The 24,108-nt window shown below is 48.5% G+C and carries 15 protein-coding genes and 1 riboswitch; of the genes, 9 read left to right on the top strand and 6 right to left on the bottom strand.

The features are described 5' to 3' along the window. Positions 1-381: 381 nt before the first annotated feature. On the bottom strand, positions 382-1,527 hold the full coding sequence (locus H6A28_RS02935; protein ID WP_204475797.1) for a TlpA disulfide reductase family protein: 1,146 nt from the start codon (positions 1,525-1,527) through the stop codon (positions 382-384). A gap of 249 nt (positions 1,528-1,776) precedes the next feature. Between H6A28_RS02935 and pnp the strand changes: the two genes are divergently transcribed. Both pnp and H6A28_RS02925 read left to right on the top strand, forming a co-directional pair. Continuing rightward, positions 1,777-3,969, top strand: coding sequence for a polyribonucleotide nucleotidyltransferase (gene pnp / locus H6A28_RS02930; RefSeq protein WP_204475796.1), 2,193 nt, complete (start codon positions 1,777-1,779; stop codon positions 3,967-3,969). A gap of 154 nt (positions 3,970-4,123) precedes the next feature. Further along, positions 4,124-5,296, top strand: coding sequence for an iron-containing alcohol dehydrogenase (locus tag H6A28_RS02925; RefSeq protein ID WP_204475795.1), 1,173 nt, complete (start codon positions 4,124-4,126; stop codon positions 5,294-5,296). A gap of 74 nt (positions 5,297-5,370) precedes the next feature. Here the strand turns inward: H6A28_RS02925 and H6A28_RS02920 are convergent, their stop codons facing one another. Next, entirely contained in the window at positions 5,371-6,654 is a 1,284-nt protein-coding gene (locus H6A28_RS02920; RefSeq protein WP_204475794.1) for an O-acetylhomoserine aminocarboxypropyltransferase/cysteine synthase family protein, read from the bottom strand. Positions 6,655-6,774: 120 nt separating this feature from the next. On the opposite strand from H6A28_RS02920, the gene H6A28_RS02915 reads away from it, so the two are divergent. Further along, positions 6,775-7,227 carry an acyl-CoA thioesterase gene (locus H6A28_RS02915; RefSeq protein ID WP_204475793.1) on the top strand — a complete coding sequence of 151 codons (453 nt, stop codon included), beginning with the start codon at positions 6,775-6,777 and terminating at the stop codon, positions 7,225-7,227. Between the two features lie 21 nt (positions 7,228-7,248). On the opposite strand, the gene H6A28_RS02910 is transcribed toward H6A28_RS02915, so the two are convergent. Further along, on the bottom strand, positions 7,249-8,151 hold the full coding sequence (locus tag H6A28_RS02910) for an AraC family transcriptional regulator (RefSeq protein ID WP_204478747.1): 903 nt from the start codon (positions 8,149-8,151) through the stop codon (positions 7,249-7,251). A gap of 180 nt (positions 8,152-8,331) precedes the next feature. On the opposite strand from H6A28_RS02910, the gene H6A28_RS02905 reads away from it, so the two are divergent. From H6A28_RS02905 to H6A28_RS02895, 3 genes are read left to right on the top strand one after another with little or no spacing between them, the layout of a single operon-like run. Next, positions 8,332-9,618, top strand: coding sequence for a TolC family protein (locus H6A28_RS02905; RefSeq protein WP_239465229.1), 1,287 nt, complete (start codon positions 8,332-8,334; stop codon positions 9,616-9,618). A 48-nt stretch (positions 9,619-9,666) separates the two neighbouring features. After that, positions 9,667-10,704 (top strand): HlyD family secretion protein, encoded by a 1,038-nt coding sequence (locus H6A28_RS02900; RefSeq protein ID WP_204478746.1) that lies wholly within the window; start codon positions 9,667-9,669, stop codon positions 10,702-10,704. Position 10,705: 1 nt separating this feature from the next. Next, positions 10,706-12,280, top strand: coding sequence for a hypothetical protein (locus H6A28_RS02895; RefSeq protein ID WP_204478745.1), 1,575 nt, complete (start codon positions 10,706-10,708; stop codon positions 12,278-12,280). 82 nt (positions 12,281-12,362) lie between these two features. On the opposite strand, the gene H6A28_RS02890 is transcribed toward H6A28_RS02895, so the two are convergent. Together H6A28_RS02890 and H6A28_RS02885 are read right to left on the bottom strand one after the other, a co-directional pair. After that, entirely contained in the window at positions 12,363-14,708 is a 2,346-nt protein-coding gene (locus H6A28_RS02890) for a glycoside hydrolase family 3 C-terminal domain-containing protein (RefSeq protein WP_204478744.1), read from the bottom strand. Positions 14,709-14,801: 93 nt separating this feature from the next. Next, the gene (locus H6A28_RS02885; protein ID WP_204478743.1) at positions 14,802-15,626 is read right to left on the bottom strand and encodes a hypothetical protein; all 825 of its coding nucleotides are present in this window, start codon (positions 15,624-15,626) and stop codon (positions 14,802-14,804) included. Positions 15,627-16,084: 458 nt separating this feature from the next. On the opposite strand from H6A28_RS02885, the gene H6A28_RS02880 reads away from it, so the two are divergent. The 3 genes from H6A28_RS02880 to nrdG all read left to right on the top strand — a co-directional run bounded on the left by H6A28_RS02880 (position 16,085) and on the right by nrdG (position 20,846). After that, positions 16,085-17,515, top strand: a complete 1,431-nt coding sequence (locus tag H6A28_RS02880; RefSeq protein ID WP_204478742.1) for a CCA tRNA nucleotidyltransferase — start codon at positions 16,085-16,087, stop codon at positions 17,513-17,515. 255 nt (positions 17,516-17,770) lie between these two features. Continuing rightward, positions 17,771-17,956, top strand: a riboswitch (cobalamin riboswitch). 28 nt (positions 17,957-17,984) lie between these two features. After that, positions 17,985-20,369, top strand: coding sequence for an anaerobic ribonucleoside triphosphate reductase (locus tag H6A28_RS02875; RefSeq protein ID WP_204478741.1), 2,385 nt, complete (start codon positions 17,985-17,987; stop codon positions 20,367-20,369). 15 nt (positions 20,370-20,384) lie between these two features. Then, positions 20,385-20,846, top strand: coding sequence for an anaerobic ribonucleoside-triphosphate reductase activating protein (nrdG, locus tag H6A28_RS02870; protein ID WP_204478740.1), 462 nt, complete (start codon positions 20,385-20,387; stop codon positions 20,844-20,846). An 837-nt stretch (positions 20,847-21,683) separates the two neighbouring features. Here the strand turns inward: nrdG and H6A28_RS02865 are convergent. Further along, the gene (locus tag H6A28_RS02865; RefSeq protein ID WP_204478739.1) at positions 21,684-24,080 is read right to left on the bottom strand and encodes a S9 family peptidase; all 2,397 of its coding nucleotides are present in this window, start codon (positions 24,078-24,080) and stop codon (positions 21,684-21,686) included. Between the last annotated feature and the right edge of the window lie 28 nt (positions 24,081-24,108).

Genomic DNA, 24,108 nt, shown 5'->3' with positions numbered 1-24,108 from the left:
TAGCAGCCATTTGTATTAGACTGCAAAGTTGCAAAATCAAGTCCGTTTCATTTCAAAAGACCGTGTAATTGACTATATTTCAATAATTTCAAAGAACTATTTATCCACTTTTACGGGACAGTAGTGATTTGTTTCGATAAAAGTAAAGGGCTGTTCAAAATAAGAACTGTCTGTCACAAAAGTAAAGTCATTCTGAACGAAGAGTGAACCCCAGATGAATAAATAAACAAATGGATTCTTCACTTTGTTCAGAATGACAATCTGACAAACTAATCTTTATTTTGATACAGCCTCTCTTGCGTAGAGTCTTATATCTTGGGGGACAAAGATAAAGCTTTTTATGATACCAGTCAAGTTTATCACCGCATGCTTTTCAACATGTTACAATAATTTCTTGATGGCTTCTTCCATATTGGTTTTCTCGTCAATCCGCAAGGTCAGCTCATTGTTACGATTGATCAAAAAGGCCGTCGGCAACTGAGTCACTCCATACAGACTTACATAATTGGAATAAGTTCCTTGCGGGTCACGTACACAAATCCACGGCAGATTATCGGCTGAAGTCTTCCAGAAATGTTCATCTGCATCCAAAGATATCTGATAAATCTCCAGTCCCTGTGACGCATATTTGTCATACAAATCACGCAGCGCCAAATTGCGGGCTCCCGAAACGGCTGAAGCATACGCGGTAAAATCTACCAGAACCACCTTTCCTTTCAAATCAGTCAAGTGATGTACTTTTCCATCCACATCCTTCAATTCAATATCAATAATAGAGGTCTCTTTTATTTTATCTGCCGGGATAGTGACATTCTGCACCTGAGGAGTACGGGTATTTTTCATTCCCTTAATCACCATATTATAAAGGTTGCGGGAACGGTCGGCATGAGGATACATGTTATTCAAGCTGGTAGCCACCGCCGCAAAGCATTTCACATCTTCCTTATTGGTCAACGGATCGAAAATCATGTATCCGTTCAATTCCTGGAACAAAGCGAAATAAGCATAGGCCTTGTTAGGTGCTACAAAAATATAATTCCGCTTTACATTATTTTTATATGTATTGACCAGCGAAATCAGGCTATCCTGTGCAATGCCTGCCGGCAGTCCGGAACGTCCCAGTTTGTTTACTTTATCCTGCAAATCTGCCTGCAGCAAAACCAGTTCCTTAATCTTCTGGTTGTTTTCCGAACCTTCCACCTGATAAGCCGTAGCAAATCCATTGGCATCTGCATTTACCTTTACCGTCTCCGTAGAATCAACTACAAAATTGATAACCTGGTTATCCAAACGAAGACGATAGAAATCCGGAGCATCCGGACGAGCTTCAGAGAAGTGGAACGAACCCCCGTCATTCAGCTTCACTGAGTCGAGTGCTACAATTCCTTCCAGACTTGTATGCTCTAAATACAACATTTTATCAGCCGCACCGGCTACCGTACCTTCTACCTTGAAGGAAGGTTCATTATTGCAGGCTACCAACCCCGCCGACAACAATGCCACAAACAGATAAGTATTTTTTCTCATACCTGATTATTTTCTTTTATCTCACATTCTAATGTAAATTCAACGTGCAAAGATACGGCTTTTCATGATGCCACAAAGTTTTTAAAAGATAAATCCATCATCTAACCCCTGAAATTAGGTCTTTTTGTCACAAATAATTGGATAAAAAGCACTTTCCCTTGAAACTTTTAGCTAAATACCTGCTTTTATCCACAATAAAACACTATCTTTGTACGCTTTTTTAGATGAAATAATATTAAATCAATTTTTATGATCAATCCTATTGTTAAGACGATCGAGTTAAGCGATGGAAGAACCATTACACTCGAAACGGGAAAGCTGGCAAAACAGGCAGATGGTGCTGTTATGCTACGCATGGGTAATACCATGTTGCTGGCTACTGTTTGTGCAGCAAAAGATGCAGTTCCCGGTACTGATTTTATGCCTCTCCAGGTAGAGTACAGAGAAAAATATTCCGCATTCGGACGTTTCCCGGGTGGCTTTACCAAACGTGAAGGAAAGGCTTCTGATTACGAAATCCTCACTTGCCGTCTGGTAGACCGCGCATTGCGCCCTCTGTTCCCGGACAACTATCATGCTGAAGTTTACGTAAATATCATACTTTATTCTGCCGACGGCGTAGATATGCCGGACGCACTGGCCGGTCTGGCTGCTTCTGCCGCACTGGCTGTTTCTGACATTCCGTTCGGAGGTCCGATTTCAGAAGTACGTGTCGCTCGTATCGACGGACAGTTTGTCATCGACCCGACTTTCGAAGCATTGAAACGTGCCGACATGGACATCATGGTAGCCGCTACTTATGAAAACATTATGATGGTAGAAGGTGAAATGAAAGAAGTTTCTGAACAGGACTTGCTGGAAGCCATGAAGTTCGCTCACGAAGCTATCAAGGTTCACTGCAAAGCGCAGATGGAACTGATGGAAGAAGTCGGAAAGACCGTAAAACGTGAATACTGCCACGAAGAAAACGACGAAGACCTGCGTAAAGCCGTTCACGAAGCTTGCTACGCAAAAGCATACGCCATCGCAGAATCTGGCAACAAGAACAAGCACGAAAGAGAAGATGCTTTCACTGCTGTTTGCGATGAATTCAAGGCTCAGTTCACTGAAGAAGAACTGGAAGAAAAAGGTCCGATAATCGACCGTTACTACCACGATGTAGAAAAAGAGGCTATGCGTCGTTGTATCCTCGACGAAGGCAAACGTCTGGATGGTCGTGCTACTACCGACATCCGTCCAATCTGGTGTGAAACCAGCCCGCTGCCAGGTCCTCACGGATCAGCTATCTTTACCCGTGGCGAAACACAGTCTTTGAGTACAGTCACACTGGGTACCAAGATGGACGAAAAGATTGTAGACGATGTACTCGACCAGCACAAGGAACGCTTCCTGTTGCACTACAACTTCCCTCCGTTCTCTACAGGAGAAGCAAAAGCACAGCGTGGCGTAGGCCGTCGTGAAATCGGTCACGGTCATCTGGCATGGCGCGCATTGAAAGGACAGATTCCTGCTGACTATCCTTACTGCGTACGTGTGGTTTCAGATATCTTGGAATCTAACGGTTCATCTTCTATGGCTACGGTTTGTGCCGGAACACTGGCTCTGATGGATGCAGGTGTACCTATCAAGAAGCCGGTTTCAGGTATTGCGATGGGATTGATCAAGAACGCCGGAGAAGATAAATACGCTATCTTGTCAGATATCTTGGGTGATGAGGACCACCTGGGTGATATGGACTTCAAAGTAACAGGTACTCGCGACGGTATCACTGCTACACAGATGGATATCAAGTGTGACGGACTGACTTACGATATTTTGGAAAAAGCCTTGTTGCAGGCAAAACAGGGACGTGAATACATCCTTGGCAAACTGACTGAATGCATCGCTGAGCCGCGTCCTGAACTGAAACCGCATGCACCGCGCATCGAAACCATGACAATTCCGAAAGAATTCATCGGTGCGGTAATCGGCCCGGGCGGAAAGATTATCCAGGGTATGCAGGAAGAAACCGGTGCGACTATCACCATTGAAGAAGTGGACGGTGTAGGCCGCATCGAAATCGCCGGTACCAACAAGAAGTGCATCGACGATGCATTGCGCATGATCAAGGCTATCGTAGCTGTTCCGGAAGTAGGCGAAGTATATACAGGTAAGGTTCGTTCTATCATGCCTTACGGTGCATTCGTAGAATTCCTTCCGGGAAAAGACGGTCTGCTGCACATCTCTGAAATCGACTGGAAACGCTTTGAAACTATCGAAGAAGCCGGTCTGAAAGAAGGAGACGAAATCGAAGTGAAACTGTTGGACATCGATCCGAAGACGGGCAAGTTCAAACTGTCACACAAAGCATTGCTTCCGAAACCGGAAGGCATGACAGAAAGCCACCCGAAACGGGAACGTCGTCCTCAGCAGAACCACAAGGACCACAAAGACAAAGAATAATCCGCTTTACAGCGATATTTCATAAAAGGCTGCCAGTTGGCAGCCTTTTTTATTTCCATTCCACGAAAGATAAAAGCGATTTTTAACACACCTCCGCATCCATTCTGTTTTTATTTTCGTATTTTTGGATAAATGAACTTTAAACGGTTATATTATGAACGCAAATCCTGTATTCAGTTTACACATTCCAACCAAAATCTTGTTTGGGTGTGGTGAGTTAAGAAAGTTAGCGACGGAACAACTACCAGGAAAGAAAGCCCTGATTGTCATCTCATGTGGTACTTCCATGAAGAAATATGGCTACCTAGATAAGGTCATCGAACTGTTGAAAGAAAACGATACGGAATCGGTCGTATTCGACAAGATTCTGCCCAATCCGATAAAAGCCCACGTAATGGAGGCAGCCTCCGTTTGCCGCAAAGAGAAGTGTGACTTCGTCATCGGTTTAGGAGGAGGAAGTAGTATTGACTCGGCCAAAGCCATCGCCATCATGGCCTGCAACGAAGGAGATTATTGGGATTATATCCCGGCAGGTACCGGAAAAGGACGTCCCGTCACAAAGGCCCTTCCGGTGGTTGCCATCCCGACCACTGCCGGTACCGGTACGGAAGCCGACCCGTGGAGTGTCATCACCAACGAAGAAGCGAAGGAAAAAATCGGATTCGGCAGTCCGCTGACTTTCCCGGCTATTTCCATCATTGACCCGGAACTGATGGTCTCCATTCCACCCCATTTGACTGCTTACCAAGGATTTGATGCTTTCTTCCATGCCGCAGAAGGTTTCCTGGCCAACTGTGCCACTCCTATCAGTGACCTGTATGCCCTCGAAGCCATCCGTTTGTTGTACAAATACCTGCCGGTAGCCGTGAAAGACGGACGTAACCTGAAAGCACGTGCCAAAGTGGCGTGGGCCAGTACCCTGGCTGGTCTGGTAGAATCTACTTCCTGCTGTATTTCCGAACACTCCATGGAACATGCCATGAGTGCCTTCCATCCGGAATTGCCACACGGAGCCGGACTGATTGCCATCAGTGAAGCTTACTTTGAAACCTTCCGCAACGACAGCATGAAACGTTACATGAAAATGGCTGAAATCATGACCCAGCAGAAGAGCAACCGACCTAGCGACTTCATCGATGCATTGGTGCGCATGCAAAAGGAATGTAACGTATATCAGTTGAAACTGAGCGACTGGGGTGTAAAACCAGAGGACTTCCCCAAGATGGTACAGAATGCCCGCGATACCATGGGCTCACTCTTCACCCTCGACCCGCATCCGCTGACCGACGAAGAGGTACTTCAGATTTACCAGAAATCTTACAGATAACCGTCTGTATAATCACAAAAAAGGAGGACATTCAAAATGCCCTCCTTTTTTTATTGCCATCGATATGATACTTATTAAATCTGTTCCATCGCCTGCTCCAAGTCAGCAATGATGTCGTTTACATTTTCAATACCGACAGACAGACGAATCAAGTCGGGAGCCACTCCTGCCTCAATCAGCTGTTCATCGGTAAGCTGACGGTGTGTATGACTTGCCGGATGCAACACACATGTACGGGCATCCGCCACATGTGTCACGATACAAGCCAGTTTCAAGTGGTCCATAAATCGGATAGCGTCTTCTCGTGTGCCATGGAGTCCGAAAGCAATCACGCCACAAGAACCGTTCGGCATGTATTTCTGGGCCAGTTCATAATACTTATTGCTCTTCAATCCGCAATAGTTTACCCATTTCACCTTCGGATTCGCTTCCAACCATTCTGCTACCTTCTGCGCATTTTCACAATGACGCGGCACACGCAGATGCAAAGTTTCCAATCCCAAGTTCAACAGGAACGCATTTTCCGGCGACTGGATAGAACCCAGGTCACGCATCAACTGAGCGGTAGCCTTGGTCATATAAGCCATCTTTCCGAAAGCCTTCGTATAAGTCAGCCCATGATAAGATTCATCCGGCTGTGTCAGGCCCGGGAACTTGTCGGCATGAGCTTCCCAGTCGAAGTTACCACTGTCTACAATCGCACCTCCCACACAAGTGGCATGTCCGTCCATGTATTTCGTCGTAGAGTGAGTCACAATATCGGCTCCCCATTCAAACGGACGGCAGTTAATCGGAGTAGCAAACGTGTTGTCCACAATCAAAGGTACTCCGTGCTTGTGGGCGATACGGGCAAATTTCTCAATATCCAACACATTGATGCTCGGATTGGAAATCGTTTCACCGAACAAGCACTTCGTATTCGGACGAAAAGCCTTGTCAATTTCTTCTTCCGGAGCATCGGCATCGATAAACGTACATTCGATGCCCAGCTTTTTCATGGTCACTGCAAACAAATTGAACGTACCGCCATAGATAGTAGACGAACAAACGAAATGGTCGCCCGCCTCACAAATATTGAACACCGCATAAAAATTGGCTGCCTGACCGGAAGAAGTCAGCATGGCTCCCACACCTCCTTCAAGGGCTGCAATTTTCGAAGCCACCGCATCGTTAGTCGGATTCTGCAGACGCGTATAAAAATAACCACTGTCTTTCAAATCAAAAAGACGAGCCATCTGCTCACTGGTATCATATTTAAATGTAGTGCTCTGGTAAATGGGCAACACACGAGGCTCTCCGTTCTTCGGAGTCCAGCCTGCCTGCACACAAAGTGTCTCTTTGCTGAATTTCTGTTCCATCTTATATAATATTATTTATCCACAATTCATTATGACGGACAAAAGTAAGAAATATTCCCCCATTGATAGCAGATTTATGAAAAAAAGATGTACATTTGAGAAAAACTTAAAAACATTACTATGAACGCAGAAATCAAATTCAAACACGAAGTCCCCGTACAAATCCGTTTTAGCGATGTCGACCAATACGGTCACATGAACAATTCGGTTTATTTTTCTTTGTACGACTTTGCAAAGACCTCCTATTTCCGCGATGTCTTTGGGCAAGATGAATGCAAAAAATTCAATGTAGTAGTGGTCAACATCAATGCGGATTTTTTGGCCCCCGTATTTTTCTCCGATGACCTCATCATCGAGACTACCGTCATCCACCTGGGACATAAAAGTTTCACCATGCTGCAACGTGCCTTCAACAAAGCCAGTGGCGTATTGAAATGCCAATGTCGTACGGTACTGGTGGGTTACGACGTCATGACCAAAGAGCCCGTAGAAATTCCTTTGGAATACAAACAAGCTATCTGCGACTACGAGGGAAAGACGCTCGATGAACTTTCCGAACCTGTTAAACCCTAACGATAAATCCCTACAGACTCCTCAGATTTTTCCAGCTTCTTCCCTGAAAATCTGAGGAGAAACCCCTGCATGCCGCTTGAAAAACTTGCTGAACGAAGCTTGGTCAGCAAAGTTCAGCCGTACCGTAATCTGCTGGATACTCAAATCGGTCGAGACCAACAAGTTGCGTGCCTCACTGTAAATCAACTCATAGATAAAAACATTTACCGTCTTTCCGGTCTGTTCCTTGATAATAGCCGTCAAGTATTGGGGCGTGATGTGCATGGCTTTCGCATAGAAAGCCACCTGATGCTCTTCCTTAAAATGATTCATCAGCAGGGTGATGAACTCCTGTAACTTCATCCGGTTCCGGGTGACAGTCACCACGCCACTTTCCGCTTGTATGTCCCGGTCGAGGATGTTGTCCAGTTCCAAATAAAACCGGATGAGGGCATTCTGCATCAGTTCCAGATGATACAAATGGCCCTTTCGTAAAATCTGTTGCCGAATATTCTCAATGCTTTCCTTCAGCACCTCCGTATCGACCGGACTCACCTGAACTGACGGATTGCGATGCATGTGCATCCCCTTGGCAATGCGTTGCTTCAGGTTGAACACCCCGATTTTATCCACAAAATCCTTGTGAAGACACAGAAACATACACCGGAAATCGTCCGACACCTCCGAGAAACAGGTCAAGTGCAAGGGGGAAATCAGGCACAGGCAGCCAGGAAGAATCTCATATTCCGTTTCATCAATCACCAGACGGGCCTTTCCATGCAAGGCCAGCAAATAAGAAAAAGCATTCACATACACCGGAAGCCCTTCGGCCAGATAGATTGAAGAAGTATCACTTGGAACAAATACGCCAATCTCTCCCTGATAAGCTTCTCCAGTCTTTTCCCGGACTATTTCTTGTATGTTAATAATCTGATAACGTTCCATAAGCCTGTTTTTCTACTCTTCCAAAGATAGAAAAGAAACATCCATTCAGCCAAACTTTTTCCAAAAAGTTTCAATTCAGACAAATTCTGTCGAATTTGAGACATTCCCTTTTCCCCGCAAAAGCGTGACCTTTGTACCGATAATTAAGACAACCACGTATTTATGATTCACAAACTTTTTATGACAGGATTATTGGGCTGCATCGGCTTTTGTTCGGCATCGGCCCAACCGCGCGTGCTGGGAGTAGAAGAACTCTTCCGCCTGGCCGACGCGCACAGCAAAAGCCTGAAAGTACATAACCTGGCCGTCGACGAGGCAGTACAAGCCATCAAAGTGGCCAAGAACGACCGCTTGCCTTCCATTGAAGCCGGACTCTCGTTCAGCTACATCGGCGACGGATGGATGAGCGACCGAGACTTTTCCAACGGCATGAAGGCCGACATGCCGCACTTTGGCAACAATTTTGCGTTCAAGGCCACACAAGCGGTCTACACAGGTGGGGCGGTTTCTACAGGCATCGAGATGAGCGAACTGCAAAAAGAGATGGCCGAAACGGAACTTGATAACGACCGGCAGAATGTGCGCTTCATGCTGGTGGGACATTACCTCGACCTGTTCCAGTTACACAACCAGCGGAGGGTGTATGAGAAAAACATCGAACAGACCCGGCTGCTGATTGAGGAAATCCGGTCGGCTTTCGAACAGGGAGCGGCATTACAGAGTGACATCACCCGCTATGAACTCCAATTGAAAAACCTGGAACTGGGACTGACCAACGTGAACAACCGGATTCGGATTCTCAACCGACAGATGGTCACCACCATCGGACTGGATATCCAAACGGAAATTCTGCCGGACACCACCTTGCTTTCTGCCGGTATCGACAAACGAAGCGAACTGCACTGGCAGGATGCACGCTCCCAGGCTCCGGTAATGCGGCTGGCCGATTTGGGAGTCCGCATGAGCGAAAAACAGCAAGAAATGGCACGGGCCGGCCGACGTCCGACCATCGGACTGATTGCGGCCAACAATTTCGACGGCCCGATTCTGATTGAAGTGCCACCCATCAACAAGAACTTCAACTACTGGTATGTGGGGGTGAACGTCACCTACAAGTTTGATGCGCTGTTCAAAAACAACAAAAAGGTGAAACAGGCCAAACTGGCCACCCTGAAGGCACAGGAAAACAAACGGCTGGCCGACGAACAATTGTCAAACGGCATCAATGCGGCCTACATCAACCTGGAAGAAGCTTACACCCGACTGGATACCAAAGAAAAGAACGTACAGCTGGCCCATGAGAACTACGAGGTGATTCACAGCCGCTACCTCAACGGCCTGTCGCTGGTGACCGACATGCTGGACGCCAGCAACATCCAACTGAGCAGCGAACTGGAATTGGCCAACGCACAGATAGGTATCCTCTACCAGTATTTCATGCTGAAGAAAACCATCGGCACTTTGTAACTCAATTCCTCTATATAAAGAACATTCACTTTCAAACGCTTATACATCATGGCTAATATAAAAAGAAACAAACAGATTTCGAATATCATTCTTACCGTCATCATCCTCGCAGGAATTGTATGGGTATGCAGTCATTTCGTCCACTTGGGTAATGTGGAATATACCGACAACGCACAGGTGAAACAACACATCACCCCCATCAACACCCGCGTGCCGGGATTCATCAAGAAAATCTATTTCGAAGAATACCAGAAAGTCCGCAAGGGAGACACCCTGCTGGTAATTGAGAACTCGGAATACCTGCTGCGTCTGGCACAGGCCGAAGCCAACTACCAGAATGCGCTGGTAGGGAAAGATGCCATGTACACCACCATCAGTACCACACAAAGCAACATCTTAGTGACTGATGCCGGCATCCAGGAAGCAGCCGTCCGCCTGAAAAATGCGGAAGCCGACTACAAACGATACACGGCGATGATCAAGAAAAATGCCGTCACCGTCCAGCAGTACGACCGGGTGAAGACGGAATACGGAGCAGCCAAGGCACGCTACGAGCAGATGACCCGACAGAAGCAATCCACCTCCTTGGTGAAACATGAACAGACCCAGCGTCTGGAGCAGAATGACGCGGCCATCAAAGTGGCGGCTGCCGAACTGAACCTGGCTAAGCTGAACTTGTCGTACACCGTCATCGTGGCCACGGCCGACGGAATGACCGGCCGTAAGAACATCCATGAAGGACAACTGGTACAGCCGGGACAGACCATGGTGACCCTGATTGACGAAACAGAGAAGTGGGTCATCGCCAACTACAAGGAAACGCAGACCTCCGTCATGCAAAACGGACAGAAAGTCGACATTCAGGTGGATGCCGTACCGGGCGTGAAGTTCACGGGTGTGGTTTCTTCCATCTCGGATGCCACCGGCTCTTCCCTGTCCCTGATGCCGCAGGATAATTCCGCCGGCAACTTCGTCAAGGTGGAGCAGCGCATCCCCGTACGCATTGAATTTACAGCCGACAACAAGCCGGAAGACCTGGCACGCCTCCGTGCCGGAATGAATGTAGAATGTAAAGTGAGATACTGATATGGCCGGACCGAATATGCCTACCCGCGTCATGATGTTCCGCGACTTCGTGCCGGACAAGATACGGGTGTTCCTTTGTCTTTTCTTTGCCGTAGCCTTCCAGTTCAGCGGCGGCATCTACCTATCGTCCGTGTCGCAGATGGTCGGCTCACTGGCCCTGATGCAGGAGGATGTGATGATGGCCGGTTATGCCTCCTTTGTGGGCATGACGATTATCTTCCCCATCCTGTTCCGTCTGAAATTCCGGTTCACCACCCGCAGCATCCTGCTGTTCGTGTGTCCGGCTCTGATTGTGTGCAACCTGATTACGATGCGCACCGAAAGCCTCCCGGTGCTGGTCATTGTCTGCTTCTTTGCGGGGATGCTGCGCATGTGGGGTACCTTCGAAGCTCTGTCGAACGTACAGCTGAGCCTGACACCGACCCGTAACTTCGCCGTGTTCTTTCCCGTGGTGTATATGATTGTACTGGGAAGCATCCAGCTTTCGGGTCTGCTCACCGTCTACCTGGGCTACTGGAGCAATTGGCATTCCATGCACTGGTTCATCATGGGACTGCTGTTCGTGCTGTGGGGACTCACGGCTGCCCTCACTCGCCACTTCCGCTTCATGAAGCCGCTGCCCCTGTTCGGCATCGACTGGCTGGGAGGCGCCTTGTGGTCCATCTTCCTGCTGTCTGTCATCTTCGTGTTCGAATATGGCAAGTTCTACGACTGGTTCGATTCCCTGCAAATCCTCCTCGGTACCCTGATTGCCATTCTCTCGTTGGCCCTCAGCATCCACCGGATGATTGTCCGCCGGCATCCGTACATCGCCCTAGAAGCCTTCAAGTACCGTAACCTCACGTCCCTGCTCTTCCTGTTTCTGATGCTCTGCTTCTTCTTGGCAGCCCCGACCGTCCTGCAAAACATTTTCACACACGGCATCCTGCAATACGATGTATTGAACGACATCTCGCTGAACTGGTGGAATTTCGGAGGTACGGTGTTGGGATGTATCTTTGCCTACCAGTGGCACGTCCGCCTGCACGGAGGATACAAAGTGCCCGTCTTTTTGGGATTTGCCCTGATTGTGGGCTACCAGTGTTTCATGTACTTCCTCATCGACCCGAACATGAACATCGAATGGCTCTACGTCCCTACCCTGCTGCGCGGAGCCGGTTACATCATCCTGTACATCTCGCTCACAGTATATGTCACCGGTATCGTCCCCTTCCAGCATTTCTTTCAGGTGCTGTCCATCCTGGGCTTCATCCGTACCGGATTCGGTTCCGTACTGGGAGGTGCCATCTATAGCCGGGTATGGCAGTACATCCTCCCGGAAAACTTCCAGACCCTCTCCATCGAACTGGACGAGGTGAACACGGCTCTCAATATGCAAACCTTCCATAGCATCTATGGGGAAGCCATGAAACAGGCCACACTGGTCAGCCTGAAAGAAATGTACGGCTGGGTCTGCATCGTCGGAGTCTTGTTCCTGGCCCTCATTCTCTTCGGGAAGTTCTTAAATCAGAATGTAGTGGGACGTTTGCCCCGCATCCGACGCATCAAGCACCTCATGAAACGTGAAAATGCTTAATTATCAATGACGATGTGAAGGATAAAAAAAGTCCATCTCAAAGCAATTTTGAGATGGACTTGCTTCTATCTGATCAAATTTATTACCACTCTGCCACCGGCAACATTAGCGGCTGTACGGTTTCCGTAATTTTGCCAGAAAGCTGAATCGGCAGACTCACTTTTACATCCCGGCTGTTCTGAGCCACATGTACTTGGTATTGTCCTCCTTCTACTTGCCAACGGCTGTCTTTTTCATTGAAAGAAGCCAACGCATCCACCGGAATCTGGAACTGGAGTTCCTGGGTTTCACCCGGCTGGAATAACGGAGTCTTCTGGAAGGCTTTCAGTTCTTTCTTCGGTTTTGCCATATCCTTTCCGGGAGCCGATACATAAATCTGCACGACTTCTTTTCCGGCCACCTTGCCTGTGTTCTTGACTTTCAACGAAACCTTTACCTGATCACCTTCTACCTGTGCCGACGCATCTGCATAATCGAAAGTGGTGTAAGACAAACCAAATCCAAACGGATAAGCTACCGGTACATTTTTCGTATCATAATAACGGTATCCCACAAAGATGCCTTCCTCATACGTAGTCACATCGAAATTCTTTCTATCGCCGGAAGTACGGACATTCATGAAATTCTGCAATGCCTTGTTCATATCTTCCTCCGAAATGGAATCGAGGTCCGGGAAATTGTCTTTGGAAGGTACATCGGCATACAGCATCGGGAAGGTCATCGGCAGACGGCCCGACGGATTGACCTTGCCTGAAAGAATATCGGCTACGGTATTCCCGCCTTCCTGTCCGCCCATCCAAGCCAGCAGGATGGCATCGGGAGCTTCGCGCCAGCTGGCGGTTTCAATCACGCCACAGACATTCAAAATCACAATCACTTTTTTGTGCCGAGCATGGAATGCTTCGCACACATTCTGAATCAGTTCCTTCTCTTCTGCCACCAGGTTAAAATTGGAACGAATGCTGCGGTCCAAGAATTCACCCGATGTCTTGCCAATGGTCACAATGGCCACCTGATTTTGTGAAGCGGCCTGCTCTAACTGTTTCTTGTCCATCTGCATTTCTTTGGCCCGCGGACGGTGTCCCCAGAATCCTTTTGACTTGTCCAAGATTTTTTTCTGTTCGGCCAGATAGGTTTCATACAAACTGGTCAAAGTTTTATCCAGTTTAAAGCCACCGGCCTTCAACCCTTCGGACAAAGACACGGTGTACCGACTGTTCACATCTCCACTACCGGTACCTCCTGCAATGAAATCATACGACGTACAACCGAAAAGAGCGATGCGTTTGGCCGCCTTCTTATCCAGCGGAAGGGTCATGTCTTTATTCTCCAGCAGAATCATTCCTTCGGAAGCCGAAGCCCGCGTAATCTGGGCATGATGCGGCAAATCAGGGTCGTTCGTAGCCTGGTATCCCTTAAAACGAGGCGTACGGAGAATGTATTCCAAAATATGACGGACGTTCCGGTTGATGATGTCCTGCGACAACACCCCGCTTCTCACGGCCTTGATGATGTCTTCACACTGGCTTTTCTTTCCCGGCATCAGCAAGTCATTGCCAGCCTCCATCTGCCAGGTGGTGTGCTGCCCGCCAAACCAGTCAGTCATTACCATCCCGTCGAAGCCCCATTCATGGCGCAAAATATCGGTCAGCAAATCAGATCTTTCGGAAGCGTATGTCCCGTTGATTTTATTGTAAGAACTCATGATGGTCCACGGCTTTGCTTTCTTCACCGCAATTTCGAACGGCTTGAGATAAATTTCACGGAAAGTACGCGGAGACACCACCACATCGTTGCTGGTACGGTTCGTTTCCTGGTTGTTCAGGGCAAAATGCTTCAACGAAGTGCCGACACCGTTCGACTGGACGCCTTCAATCATGGCCGCCGCCATCTCTCCTGCCAGCAAAGGGTCTTCGGAATAATACTCAAAGTTTCGTCCGTTCAGCGGATTCCGGTGAATATTGGTGGCCGGCCCCAGCAAAACATCCACGCCATAACGCTTTGCCTCCTCTCCCATGGCCTCTCCTACCTGCTGCACCAGTTCGGTGTTCCACGTAGAAGCCAGCAAGGTTTCCACCGGGAAATGGGTACAATAAAAAGTCTGGCTCGTATTCTCACGCGTCGGCGAGATACGTACCCCCGCAGGGCCATCAGACAACACCGTCGCCGGAATACCCAAGCGAGGAATCGCATTGGTCTCGCCCGCAGCACCCGGCACCAACTCACCTTGACTCCCTATTGTAGCAGTTTGATTGCTATCAAACTTACCCGCACTGCCAACCAACAAACTGACTTTTTCTTCCAGGGTCATTGCCTGAATGACCTCGTCCAAAGAGGCTTTCCCCAATTGGGGAGCTTCTTGCGCCCCGACATTGGCCACCATCAGGGTGGCAAATGCCGTACATGCAAATACATTTTTGAGTTTCATAATACTAAATTTTCCACAAAAGTAAATGTGCAACAGGCATTGCTTCCTGTTGCACACAAAATCTATAATAGGTAAGAACAATATCCGAGAATTTTATTCCTCCGGATTCTCTTCCATCTTCCGCTTTACAAACTTGATTTTCAGATTGGCTTCCTTCTGTTCTTTCTTGATTTCTTCCATTGCAGAAAGCACACGGGCCAGTTCGCTCAGCTCGGCCACAGCCTTCACATCGTCCGGACGCATCACCGTCTTGTAGTTACGGTCGCCGATAAACTCCAGACGGATGTTCTTCTTGTCGCGGTTAGCCACCAAGAATGCGATGACGCCTCCGTCCTGCCCTAACTTGTAGTCGGCCTTCTCTACCGGGCGACCCAAGTCAGTGGTCTCATAGCTGTCGACCGACTGCGGGGTTTCCGCAAACGTATCGTCCACACTCACCTTTACCGCCGTGTGATGGATGCTTCCCCCGGCACAATAAATAGAGGTCAGCGACATCTCGCCCTGCTCGCTCACCTGTGCACGCAGGAAAGAACGGCCGATGTTCTTTTCCACCACCTGGGTAGGATAGAAATAATTGCCCACTTCCTGATAAGCCGTATCTTTCTCCAGTACAAACTTCCCTTTAATGGAATCCAAGGCCGCCTGTTTGAGCGTCATCATACTGTCCAAATAGGTCAACGTCTTGGTCTGTTCGGCCAGGTCAATCTGCTGCATCAGCTTGATGCCGGCTTTCCGCACCTCAAATGCCTTGGGATACAAGGTACGGATACTGTCAATCTGCAACTTGGCCAAACTATACTCACCGGCAGCGTACGCCGTTTCCGCACGCTGGAACAGTTCTCCGGCACGTTTCTCGTCACTCTGGCATCCACACAGGGCCACAGCCATTGGAAAAATCAATAATCCAATCTTTTTCATACGTTTATACATGATTCTATAGCGACAAAAATACAACTATTTTCGGAACTCCTCCGCACATTCGTTCTTTTTTCCGTGCATTTTCCACACTTCTCTCGCTTTCCTTTATGCATTTCTCCATACGCGCCGTTATATTCCTCCAAACTCTTCAATATATTCTCTGTTTCACAGTATGGGATTTGTATCCCACAGTGTGAAATATATATTCCACACTGTGGTTTTTGTATTTCACAGTGTGAAACAGAGAATTTGCCGTTTGAATTTGATTTTTACATAGGGACATTTAGAAAAATGCCTCCTTCTTATCTGCTCTCTACCAAATTCTTATCTGTCTGGCGTACTGAAACGAGGCTTACCACCTCCGTGAAAGGCAACCGCTGGACTTCAAATTGGTGGCAAGAAATGGACTAAGGGATTTTTTTTGTACCTTTGCAGGCAAATTGAAAAAGAAACAACGAATGGAATTAAAAGAACACTTCACCGACCGAATTTTCAAACTGATCTCGGAAACAGCCGATGAGCTGGGACTGGAATGTTATGTGGTGGGAGGATACGTGAGAGACCTCTTCCTGTACCGGCCTTCCAAGGACATCGACGTAGTGGTAGTGGGAAGCGGAATTGAAATCGCACAGGCTTTCGGGAAGAAGCTGGGGCGAGGTGCTCATATATCTGTATTCAAGAACTTTGGTACGGCACAAGTCAAATTCAAGGACACGGAAGTGGAGTTCGTGGGGGCACGGAAAGAATCGTACAGCCACGACAGTCGCAAACCCGTGGTGGAAGACGGCACGCTGGAAGACGACCAGAACCGGAGAGACTTTACCATCAATGCCATGGCGGTCTGCCTGAACAAGGACCGCTACGGAGAGCTGGTGGACCCGTTCGGAGGACTGGATGACCTGAAGGTACGGACCATCCGTACACCGCTCGACCCGGACATCACCTTCAGCGACGACCCGCTGCGCATGATGCGCTGCATCCGTTTTGCTACACAGTTGAATTTCTACATCGACGACGAGACTTTCGCGGCATTGGAACGCAACAAGGACCGCATCAAGATTATCTCCCGCGAACGCATCGCCGACGAACTGAACAAGATTCTCTTGTCGCCGGTTCCGTCGAAAGGGTTTATCGACCTGGACCGCTGTGGCCTGCTGGAACTGATTTTCCCGGAACTGGTGGCCCTGCAAGGGGTGGAAGTACGCAACGGACGCGGACACAAGGATAATTTCTACCATACCTTGGAAGTAGTGGACAACATCTCCAAAGTGACTAACGACCTGTGGCTGCGCTGGGCGACCCTGCTCCACGACATCGGTAAACCGAGAACGAAACGCTGGGAGCCCAAGGCGGGATGGACTTTCCACAACCATAACTTCATCGGGGAAAAGATGATTCCGGAAATCTTCCGCAAGATGAAGCTCCCGATGAACGAGAAAATGAAATACGTGCAGAAGCTCGTGGGACTGCACATGCGCCCCATCGTCATTGCCGACGAGGAAGTGACCGACTCGGCCGTGCGCCGCCTGCTGTTTGAGGCCGGCGACGACATCGACGACCTGATGATGCTCTGCGAGGCCGACATTACCTCGAAGAACGAAGCCCGCAAGCAGCGCTTCCTGGACAATTTCAAGCTGGTGCGCCAGAAACTGAAGGACTTGGAAGAGAAAGACCGTATCCGGAACTTCCAACCGCCAGTGGACGGAGCAGAAATTATGCACGTATTCAACCTCCAGCCTTGCCGTGAAATCGGCAGCCTGAAAAGCTCCATCAAGGATGCCATCCTCGACGGGGTGATTCCGAACGAACACGATGCGGCCTTCGACTTTATGCTGAAAAAAGCGGAACAGATGGGCCTGAAACCGGTCAACCTGCCCGAAAAGAAATAATCTGCCGTCTCTCACGATGCCTGTATGCATGCTGCTGCCGGGGGTCGTGAGGGGCTTTTTCTTCTCCTTTTCCCTTTCTCCCTTAAACTAAGGAATAATCTGGAAGTTTCCAATATTCAAAAACCTGTATAAATTACAGTTCACCAAAATACGCGGTCACAGCATGTTGTAAGCAGAATTTATACTGAAAAAGTTTGCCAAATTTAGAAACTTGTCTAAATTCTCATTTTTTATTTTCCTCCCAAACGTCTATCTTTGTTCCACTTTTCCGAAGGTAACTTAACCGTTTCAAAAGGGAATGCCGTGCAAATCGGCGACAGTACCTGCTGCTGTGATTCTTGTAAAAGCCGTGACATGCGCTGCAAGCCACTGTGAGCCCGCTCATGGGAAGGCGTCTACGGCGAGAGATCAGTCAGAAGACCTGCCCGGAAAAGCCCCAATTTATGTCTCACTCTTTAATTTACAGAAAATGAATCTGACAGAAATCCGTATCATCAAGCGCGACGGAAAGCAGGAGAACTTTTCGGCCGCAAAAATCACCAATGCCATCGGCAAAGCGTTCAAGGCAACCGGCATCGACTTCCAGGAGGAGGAAATAGAAGCCATCACTCGACAGGTGGTGTCTCATTTCACCCAACAGACCATCGGGGTGGAAGACATCCAGGACCTCGTGGAAAACGAACTCATGAAAGTACAGCCGGAAGTGGCCAAGAAATACATCATCTACCGCCAGTGGCGCAACACCGAACGGGAGCGCAAAACCCACATCAAGCACATCATGGACGGCATCGTGGCCATCGACAAGAACGACGTGAACCTGAGCAACGCCAACATGTCGAGCCATACGCCGGCCGGACAGATGATGACGTTCGCTTCTGAAATCACCAAGGATTATACCTACAAATATTTGCTGCCCAAGCAGTATGCCGAGGCACATCAGTTGGGCGACATCCATATTCACGACTTGGACTATTATCCCACTAAAACGACGACTTGTATCCAGTACGACCTGGACGACTTGTTTGAACGGGGTTTCCATACCAAAAACGGCAGTATCCGTACGCCGCAGTCTATCCAGAGCTATGCCACACTGGCGACCATCATCTTCCAGACCAACCAGAATGAACAACATGGAGGACAGGCCATTCCAGCCTTCGACTTTTTCATGGCCAAAGGGGTACTGAAAAGTTTCCAGAAAATCCTGGCTACGCACCTCAGCCTGTTGTTCGACCTCAAAAGAATTGAAACCGACGAAAAAGAAATTCTTCAGGGGATACGCACGCATTTCCAGAGCATCGAAGCCGGAGAAGAAACGCGTACTGCTTACCTCCACTTTTTAGCAAACCAAGGCCTCACGCTGACACAGGAAGAACTGGACTACGTGTTGCGCAAGACGCTGGCTCAGACCCGCAAAGACACGCACCAGGCCATGGAAGGCTTCATCCATAACCTGAACACCATGCATTCCCGCGGAGGGAACCAGGTGGTTTTCAGTTCCATCAATTACGGTACCGACACCTCGGCCGAGGGAAGAATGGTCATCCAGGAATTGCTGAAAGCTACCATCGAAGGCTTGGGCAATCACGGAGAAGTACCGGTGTTCCCGATTCAGATTTTCAAGGTCAAAAACGGGGTGACTTACTCGGATGCCGACTACCAGTTGGCCATACAGGACTTTGAAGCGGCCCTGGAAGGGAAGGTGACTTTCGAATGTCCGAACTTCGACCTCTTCCTGCAGGCTTGCCGTACCACGGCCAAGGCGTTGTTCCCGAACTTCATGTTTCTGGATACCCCGTTCAACACGCACGAGAAATGGCGGGCCGACGACCCGAAACGCTACCGCTATGAGCTGGCGACCATGGGATGCCGTACCCGTGTGTTCGAAAACCTGCACGGAGAAAAAACCTCACTGGGACGAGGAAACCTCTCCTTTACGACCATGAATCTGCCGCGACTGGCCATCGAAGCGCATCGCAAAGCGGAAGCTTTTGTGGACGAGACTCCGGAAAACCGCCTGGAAAAAGCAAAGGAGTTCTTCCTCCAATCGGTTCACTCCATGGCGGAATTCATTGCCGAGCAATTATACACCCGCTACCAATACCAGCGTACGGCCCTCGCCCGGCAGTTCCCGTTCATGATGGGCAACAACGTATGGAAAGGCGGCGCACAGCGTCATCCGAATGAGGAGGTGGGCGACGTGCTGAACCAGGGTACCTTGGGCATCGGCTTCATCGGAGGGCACAACGCCATGGTGGCACTCTACGGACAAGGGCACGGACATAATCCGAAAGCCTGGGAAACGCTCTATGCGGCCGTAGAAGAAATGAACAAGGCGGCAGAGGCTTATAAACAGAAATACGGTTTAAACTATTCCGTACTGGCTACGCCGGCAGAAGGACTTTCCGGCCGTTTCACCCGGATGGACAAACGGAAATACGGTATCATCGAAGGAGTGAACGACCGCGACTACTACGTCAATTCGTTCCATGTGGACGTGAAAGAGCCGATTACGATTGTGGAGAAGATCAAGCGGGAAGCTCCTTTCCATGCCTTGACCAGAGGCGGACACATCACCTATGTGGAACTGGACGGAGAAGCGCAGAAGAACGTGAAGGCCATCGCCAAGATTGTCAAGGTAATGCACGACGAACAGATTGGCTACGGCTCCATCAATCATCCGGTAGACACCTGTCACGACTGCGGTTACAAGGGGGTCATCTATAGCCTCTGTCCGGTGTGCAACGGAGAAAACATCCTGCGCATGCGCCGCATCACAGGTTACCTGACGGGCGACCTCAACAGTTGGAACTCGGCCAAACGGGCGGAAGAGCGCGACCGTGTAAAGCATGCATAATCCTTTTTACGAGTGATGTTACATTATTTATATACATATCCAGAAACCATTGTCGACGGGGAGGGCATCCGCTACTCTATCTATTTAGCCGGATGCAGCCACCGTTGCAAGGGCTGCCACAATCCGGAATCCTGGAACCCCCAAGCTGGGAAACCGCTCACGCCGGAAGTGCTGGAGCAGATGATTCAGGAAATCAATGACAATCCGTTGCTCGACGGGGTGACCTTCTCGGGAGGCGACCCCTTCTACAACCCGAAAGAGTTTCTCCCGGTACTGAAAGCCATCAGTCAGCGTACGGGCATGCACATCTGGTGTTACACGGGCTACACCTACGAACAACTTCTTCAGGATCCGGAACGAAAAGAACTCCTCCCCTACATTCACGTACTGGTGGACGGTCCTTTCATCGAGTCGCTCTATTCCCCTTTTTTAGATTTTTGTGGAAGCAGCAACCAACGGATTCTGAAGCTCAAATAATAGCTTACCTACGTTTTTGACAAATGCCGTACTTTTAGTTCATAAATTCGTAACTAAAAGTACGGCATTCATTTTGTCATTTTCCACCCATTTTAGGCCCGTTATCGTGCACAAAATTCACCGTTTTCGCACACGGAGTTTCGTTTCCGCACACAAAGCCCCCAATAGGCCAAATCTTGATTTATATCATGAAAACAACTATTTAGTAAAAAAACAAGATACTACTTCTTGCAGTCAATGAAAAAAGATTTACCTTTGCAGTGTGGTTGTGAAACCAATAGGTAAAAAGAAAAAGAAATTACTAAGGTATTAGAGAAACGAAAGGTAAAAAGCAATTCATTTAAGGTATTAGCTAGACTATTAAGGTATTAGATTATTTATTAAGTACAAGGTATTAGATTTTAAAGGTAAAAGTTTTCAGGAATTAGGTTTGAGAAGGTATTGGAATATCTTCGGGTAAAAAGAAAAAGTAGAAAGGATAACAGGACACAAAAATTAAGAAGATGAAAAGAACCCTTAAATGGGGGTTCTTTAGGAAGGCAGCGGAGGTTCGGATGAGCTCTCGCTTTTTTTGTATCTATACGTCAGCTATCGGAAGAATAAACATTCACTTCCATCCCTTATAGCCACAATGCTTCGCCCTACACCCCCGATTTTCATGACTCAACGTAAAAAACTGAAGGACCCGTTGATTATGCATAAATTTCAGCAAGCCCGAACAAAAAGAAGGCCTTACTCTTTGCTCCATTCACACAAATAAGAAAGTATCCACAAAAAAACAGCGGAATGACTACCAGAGCCCTCCCGCTGTATAAAGTTATCTCACATAATGAAGAATTATCGCTGGGGAATATCTACCGAATCCTCCTGCTTTCCTTTCAGGTATTTTGAGAAGAAATCCACCATACGCCAGTAGAAATATTCATCCATGTCGCCGAAACCGTGGCGCTGTCCCGGCAGAATCAACATCTCGAAACGCTTGTTGGCCCGAATCAGGGCATTAACCACACGAATCGTGTTTCCCGGATGTACATTGTTGTCAATGTCTCCGTGTACCAGCATCAGGTGTCCCTTCAACTGCTTCACAATTTCCGGGTTAGTGGCAATCTTATAGGCAAACGTCGTATCTCCCTTCTCAGAAATTTCTTCCTTCACACCGTGATGGGTTTCACTCCACCAGCGGTTGTAGATACGGTTATCATGATTACCCGCACACGATACGGCAGCCTTGTAGAAATCCGGATATTGACAGATGGCCGCAGTCGACATGAATCCGCCTCCGGAATGTCCGTGAATACCTACTCGCGTAATATCAATGAAAGGATAACGCGCTGCCAGCTGCTCCACAGCCGCCTTATGGTCGGCCAGCGGATAATCACGCATGTTTCCGTAACCGTAGTTGTGATACCATTTAGAACGGCTAGGGTGACCACCACGCTGCCCCACGGTTATCACGATAAATCCGGCCTGTGCCAAGCGGTCGGTACGGACACTCATCCGACGGAACGGATAATCCACAGCTTCTACCTGCGGACCCGGATAGACATAGTCAATAATCGGATAAACCTTGGTAGAATCGAAATCAAACGGCTTGTACATCACGCCATACAAATCGGTCACTCCATCGGCTGCCTTTACCTTAAACGGTTCCGGGAACTGGTAACCAGCCGCTTTCAAAGAAGAGAAATCGCTTTCCTGTATGGTCATCACCTTATTACCATTACGATCCAACAAGTCCGCACAAGGAATGGTGTTGGCCCGTGAATAATTGTCGACAAAGAAACGAGCCTCATCGTCCATCTCTACGGCATGGAAGAATTCTCCGTGAGTCAGCTGTTTCAATCCGCTGCCGTTCACATTGACCTTATAGAAATGTTCATAATACGGATTCTCATCTTTCTCACGTCCGTTGGCTACAAAATATACGGTGCGAGTAGCCTCATCCACCTTCACCACACGCTCTACGTGCCAAGGGCCTTCCGTGATACGGTTCTTCAGGTTTCCCTTGTCATCGTATAAATAAAGGTGTGCCCAACCGTCGCGTTCACTCCACTGGATAAACTCTTTTCCTCCATTCAACACATGGATAGGACGAGTTTCCTGGTAAGTATTCATCCGTTCCTTAACCATCGGCACAATGGAATCTTCTCCCAAAGTATAAGTACATACATCAATGCGGTGCAAGTCACGGCTGCTGCGGGTCAGGAAGAAACGTTGCTTATCCCCCTGCCAAATACGCGGAACCAATTCCTTGTCACGCTGTTTCTGTTCCAGCGGCTTTCCTTCCAAGTCAATCGACTGGTTCTTCCAGGCTGCCGTACGGATTTCTTTCCGTGTACCTGCCTGCATATCGAACAAATACAAATGATATTCCGGCATACCGGTCTCTCCCGGCATCTCATACTTATAGGTCTCCAGGGTAGGACGCGGTTCCGCTATGGAATTGATGACCCACAAAGGTTTCACATTCCGCTGATCTGCAATGATGGTCGCAAAATACTTGGAATCGGGCGACCAGTATCCCCATGCACCCCGGCGCTTGCCATTACACAACGTGTCTGTATTCAGCGTACTGTAAGGAATGCCATACCCGAAGTCCGGTGTTCCGTCGGTTGTCAGACGCACCTCTACAATGGTACTGTCTTTCTCATTCTTCCGGGCCTTCTGGTAATCGTCAATGCTCATGTAGTACAAATCACAATCCTTGGCATAGATGACCCGCTGCCCATCCGGCGATACAGAAGCCCAGTCCACTTCCTCTGGTTCTTTCTCCTTGTCCTTCAGGTATGTCAGCTTCTGAGTAGGATAGTCGTACGAGAAATAGAAAGTAGAGTCGGCTTTTGACACCACCTTGAATGTAAAGGTACGTCCGTCTTCTCCTGCCTTCAAATCGGCAATAGGCAACTGATGGGCCTCAAACGGGTCCTGCACAATCTCCGTCAACTGCGAAGCCAGACGGTCCCGGTCGAACAACAAGTCCTTACGCTTGGCAGTGGGATTGACCACATACCAGAACTTTCCTTCGCTGGTCTTATACTCAAACCAAAAGTTCGTTCCCTGCTGGAACCAGTGCGGGTCGACCATGGTCGAAAACAACATCTTGTCGAGTTTACTCTTGGTAAACTTTTCCGCCTGGAGATAACCAGGCAGATGCTCTTCCGCCTCCCCTCCAGAAATTGCCGTCAGGCAAAAACCGCCACACAAGATAGCGGCCAATAGGATTTTCTTCCTCATTCCTTTTATTCAATTAGATGGATTATAC

It is taken from the genome of Bacteroides mediterraneensis, from assembly GCF_016900355.1.
In the GTDB taxonomy this organism is placed as follows: Bacteria; Bacteroidota; Bacteroidia; order Bacteroidales; family Bacteroidaceae; genus Phocaeicola.
Note: the sequence above shows the minus strand (reverse complement) of the source record. Positions and strands in the feature narration are given on the sequence as shown.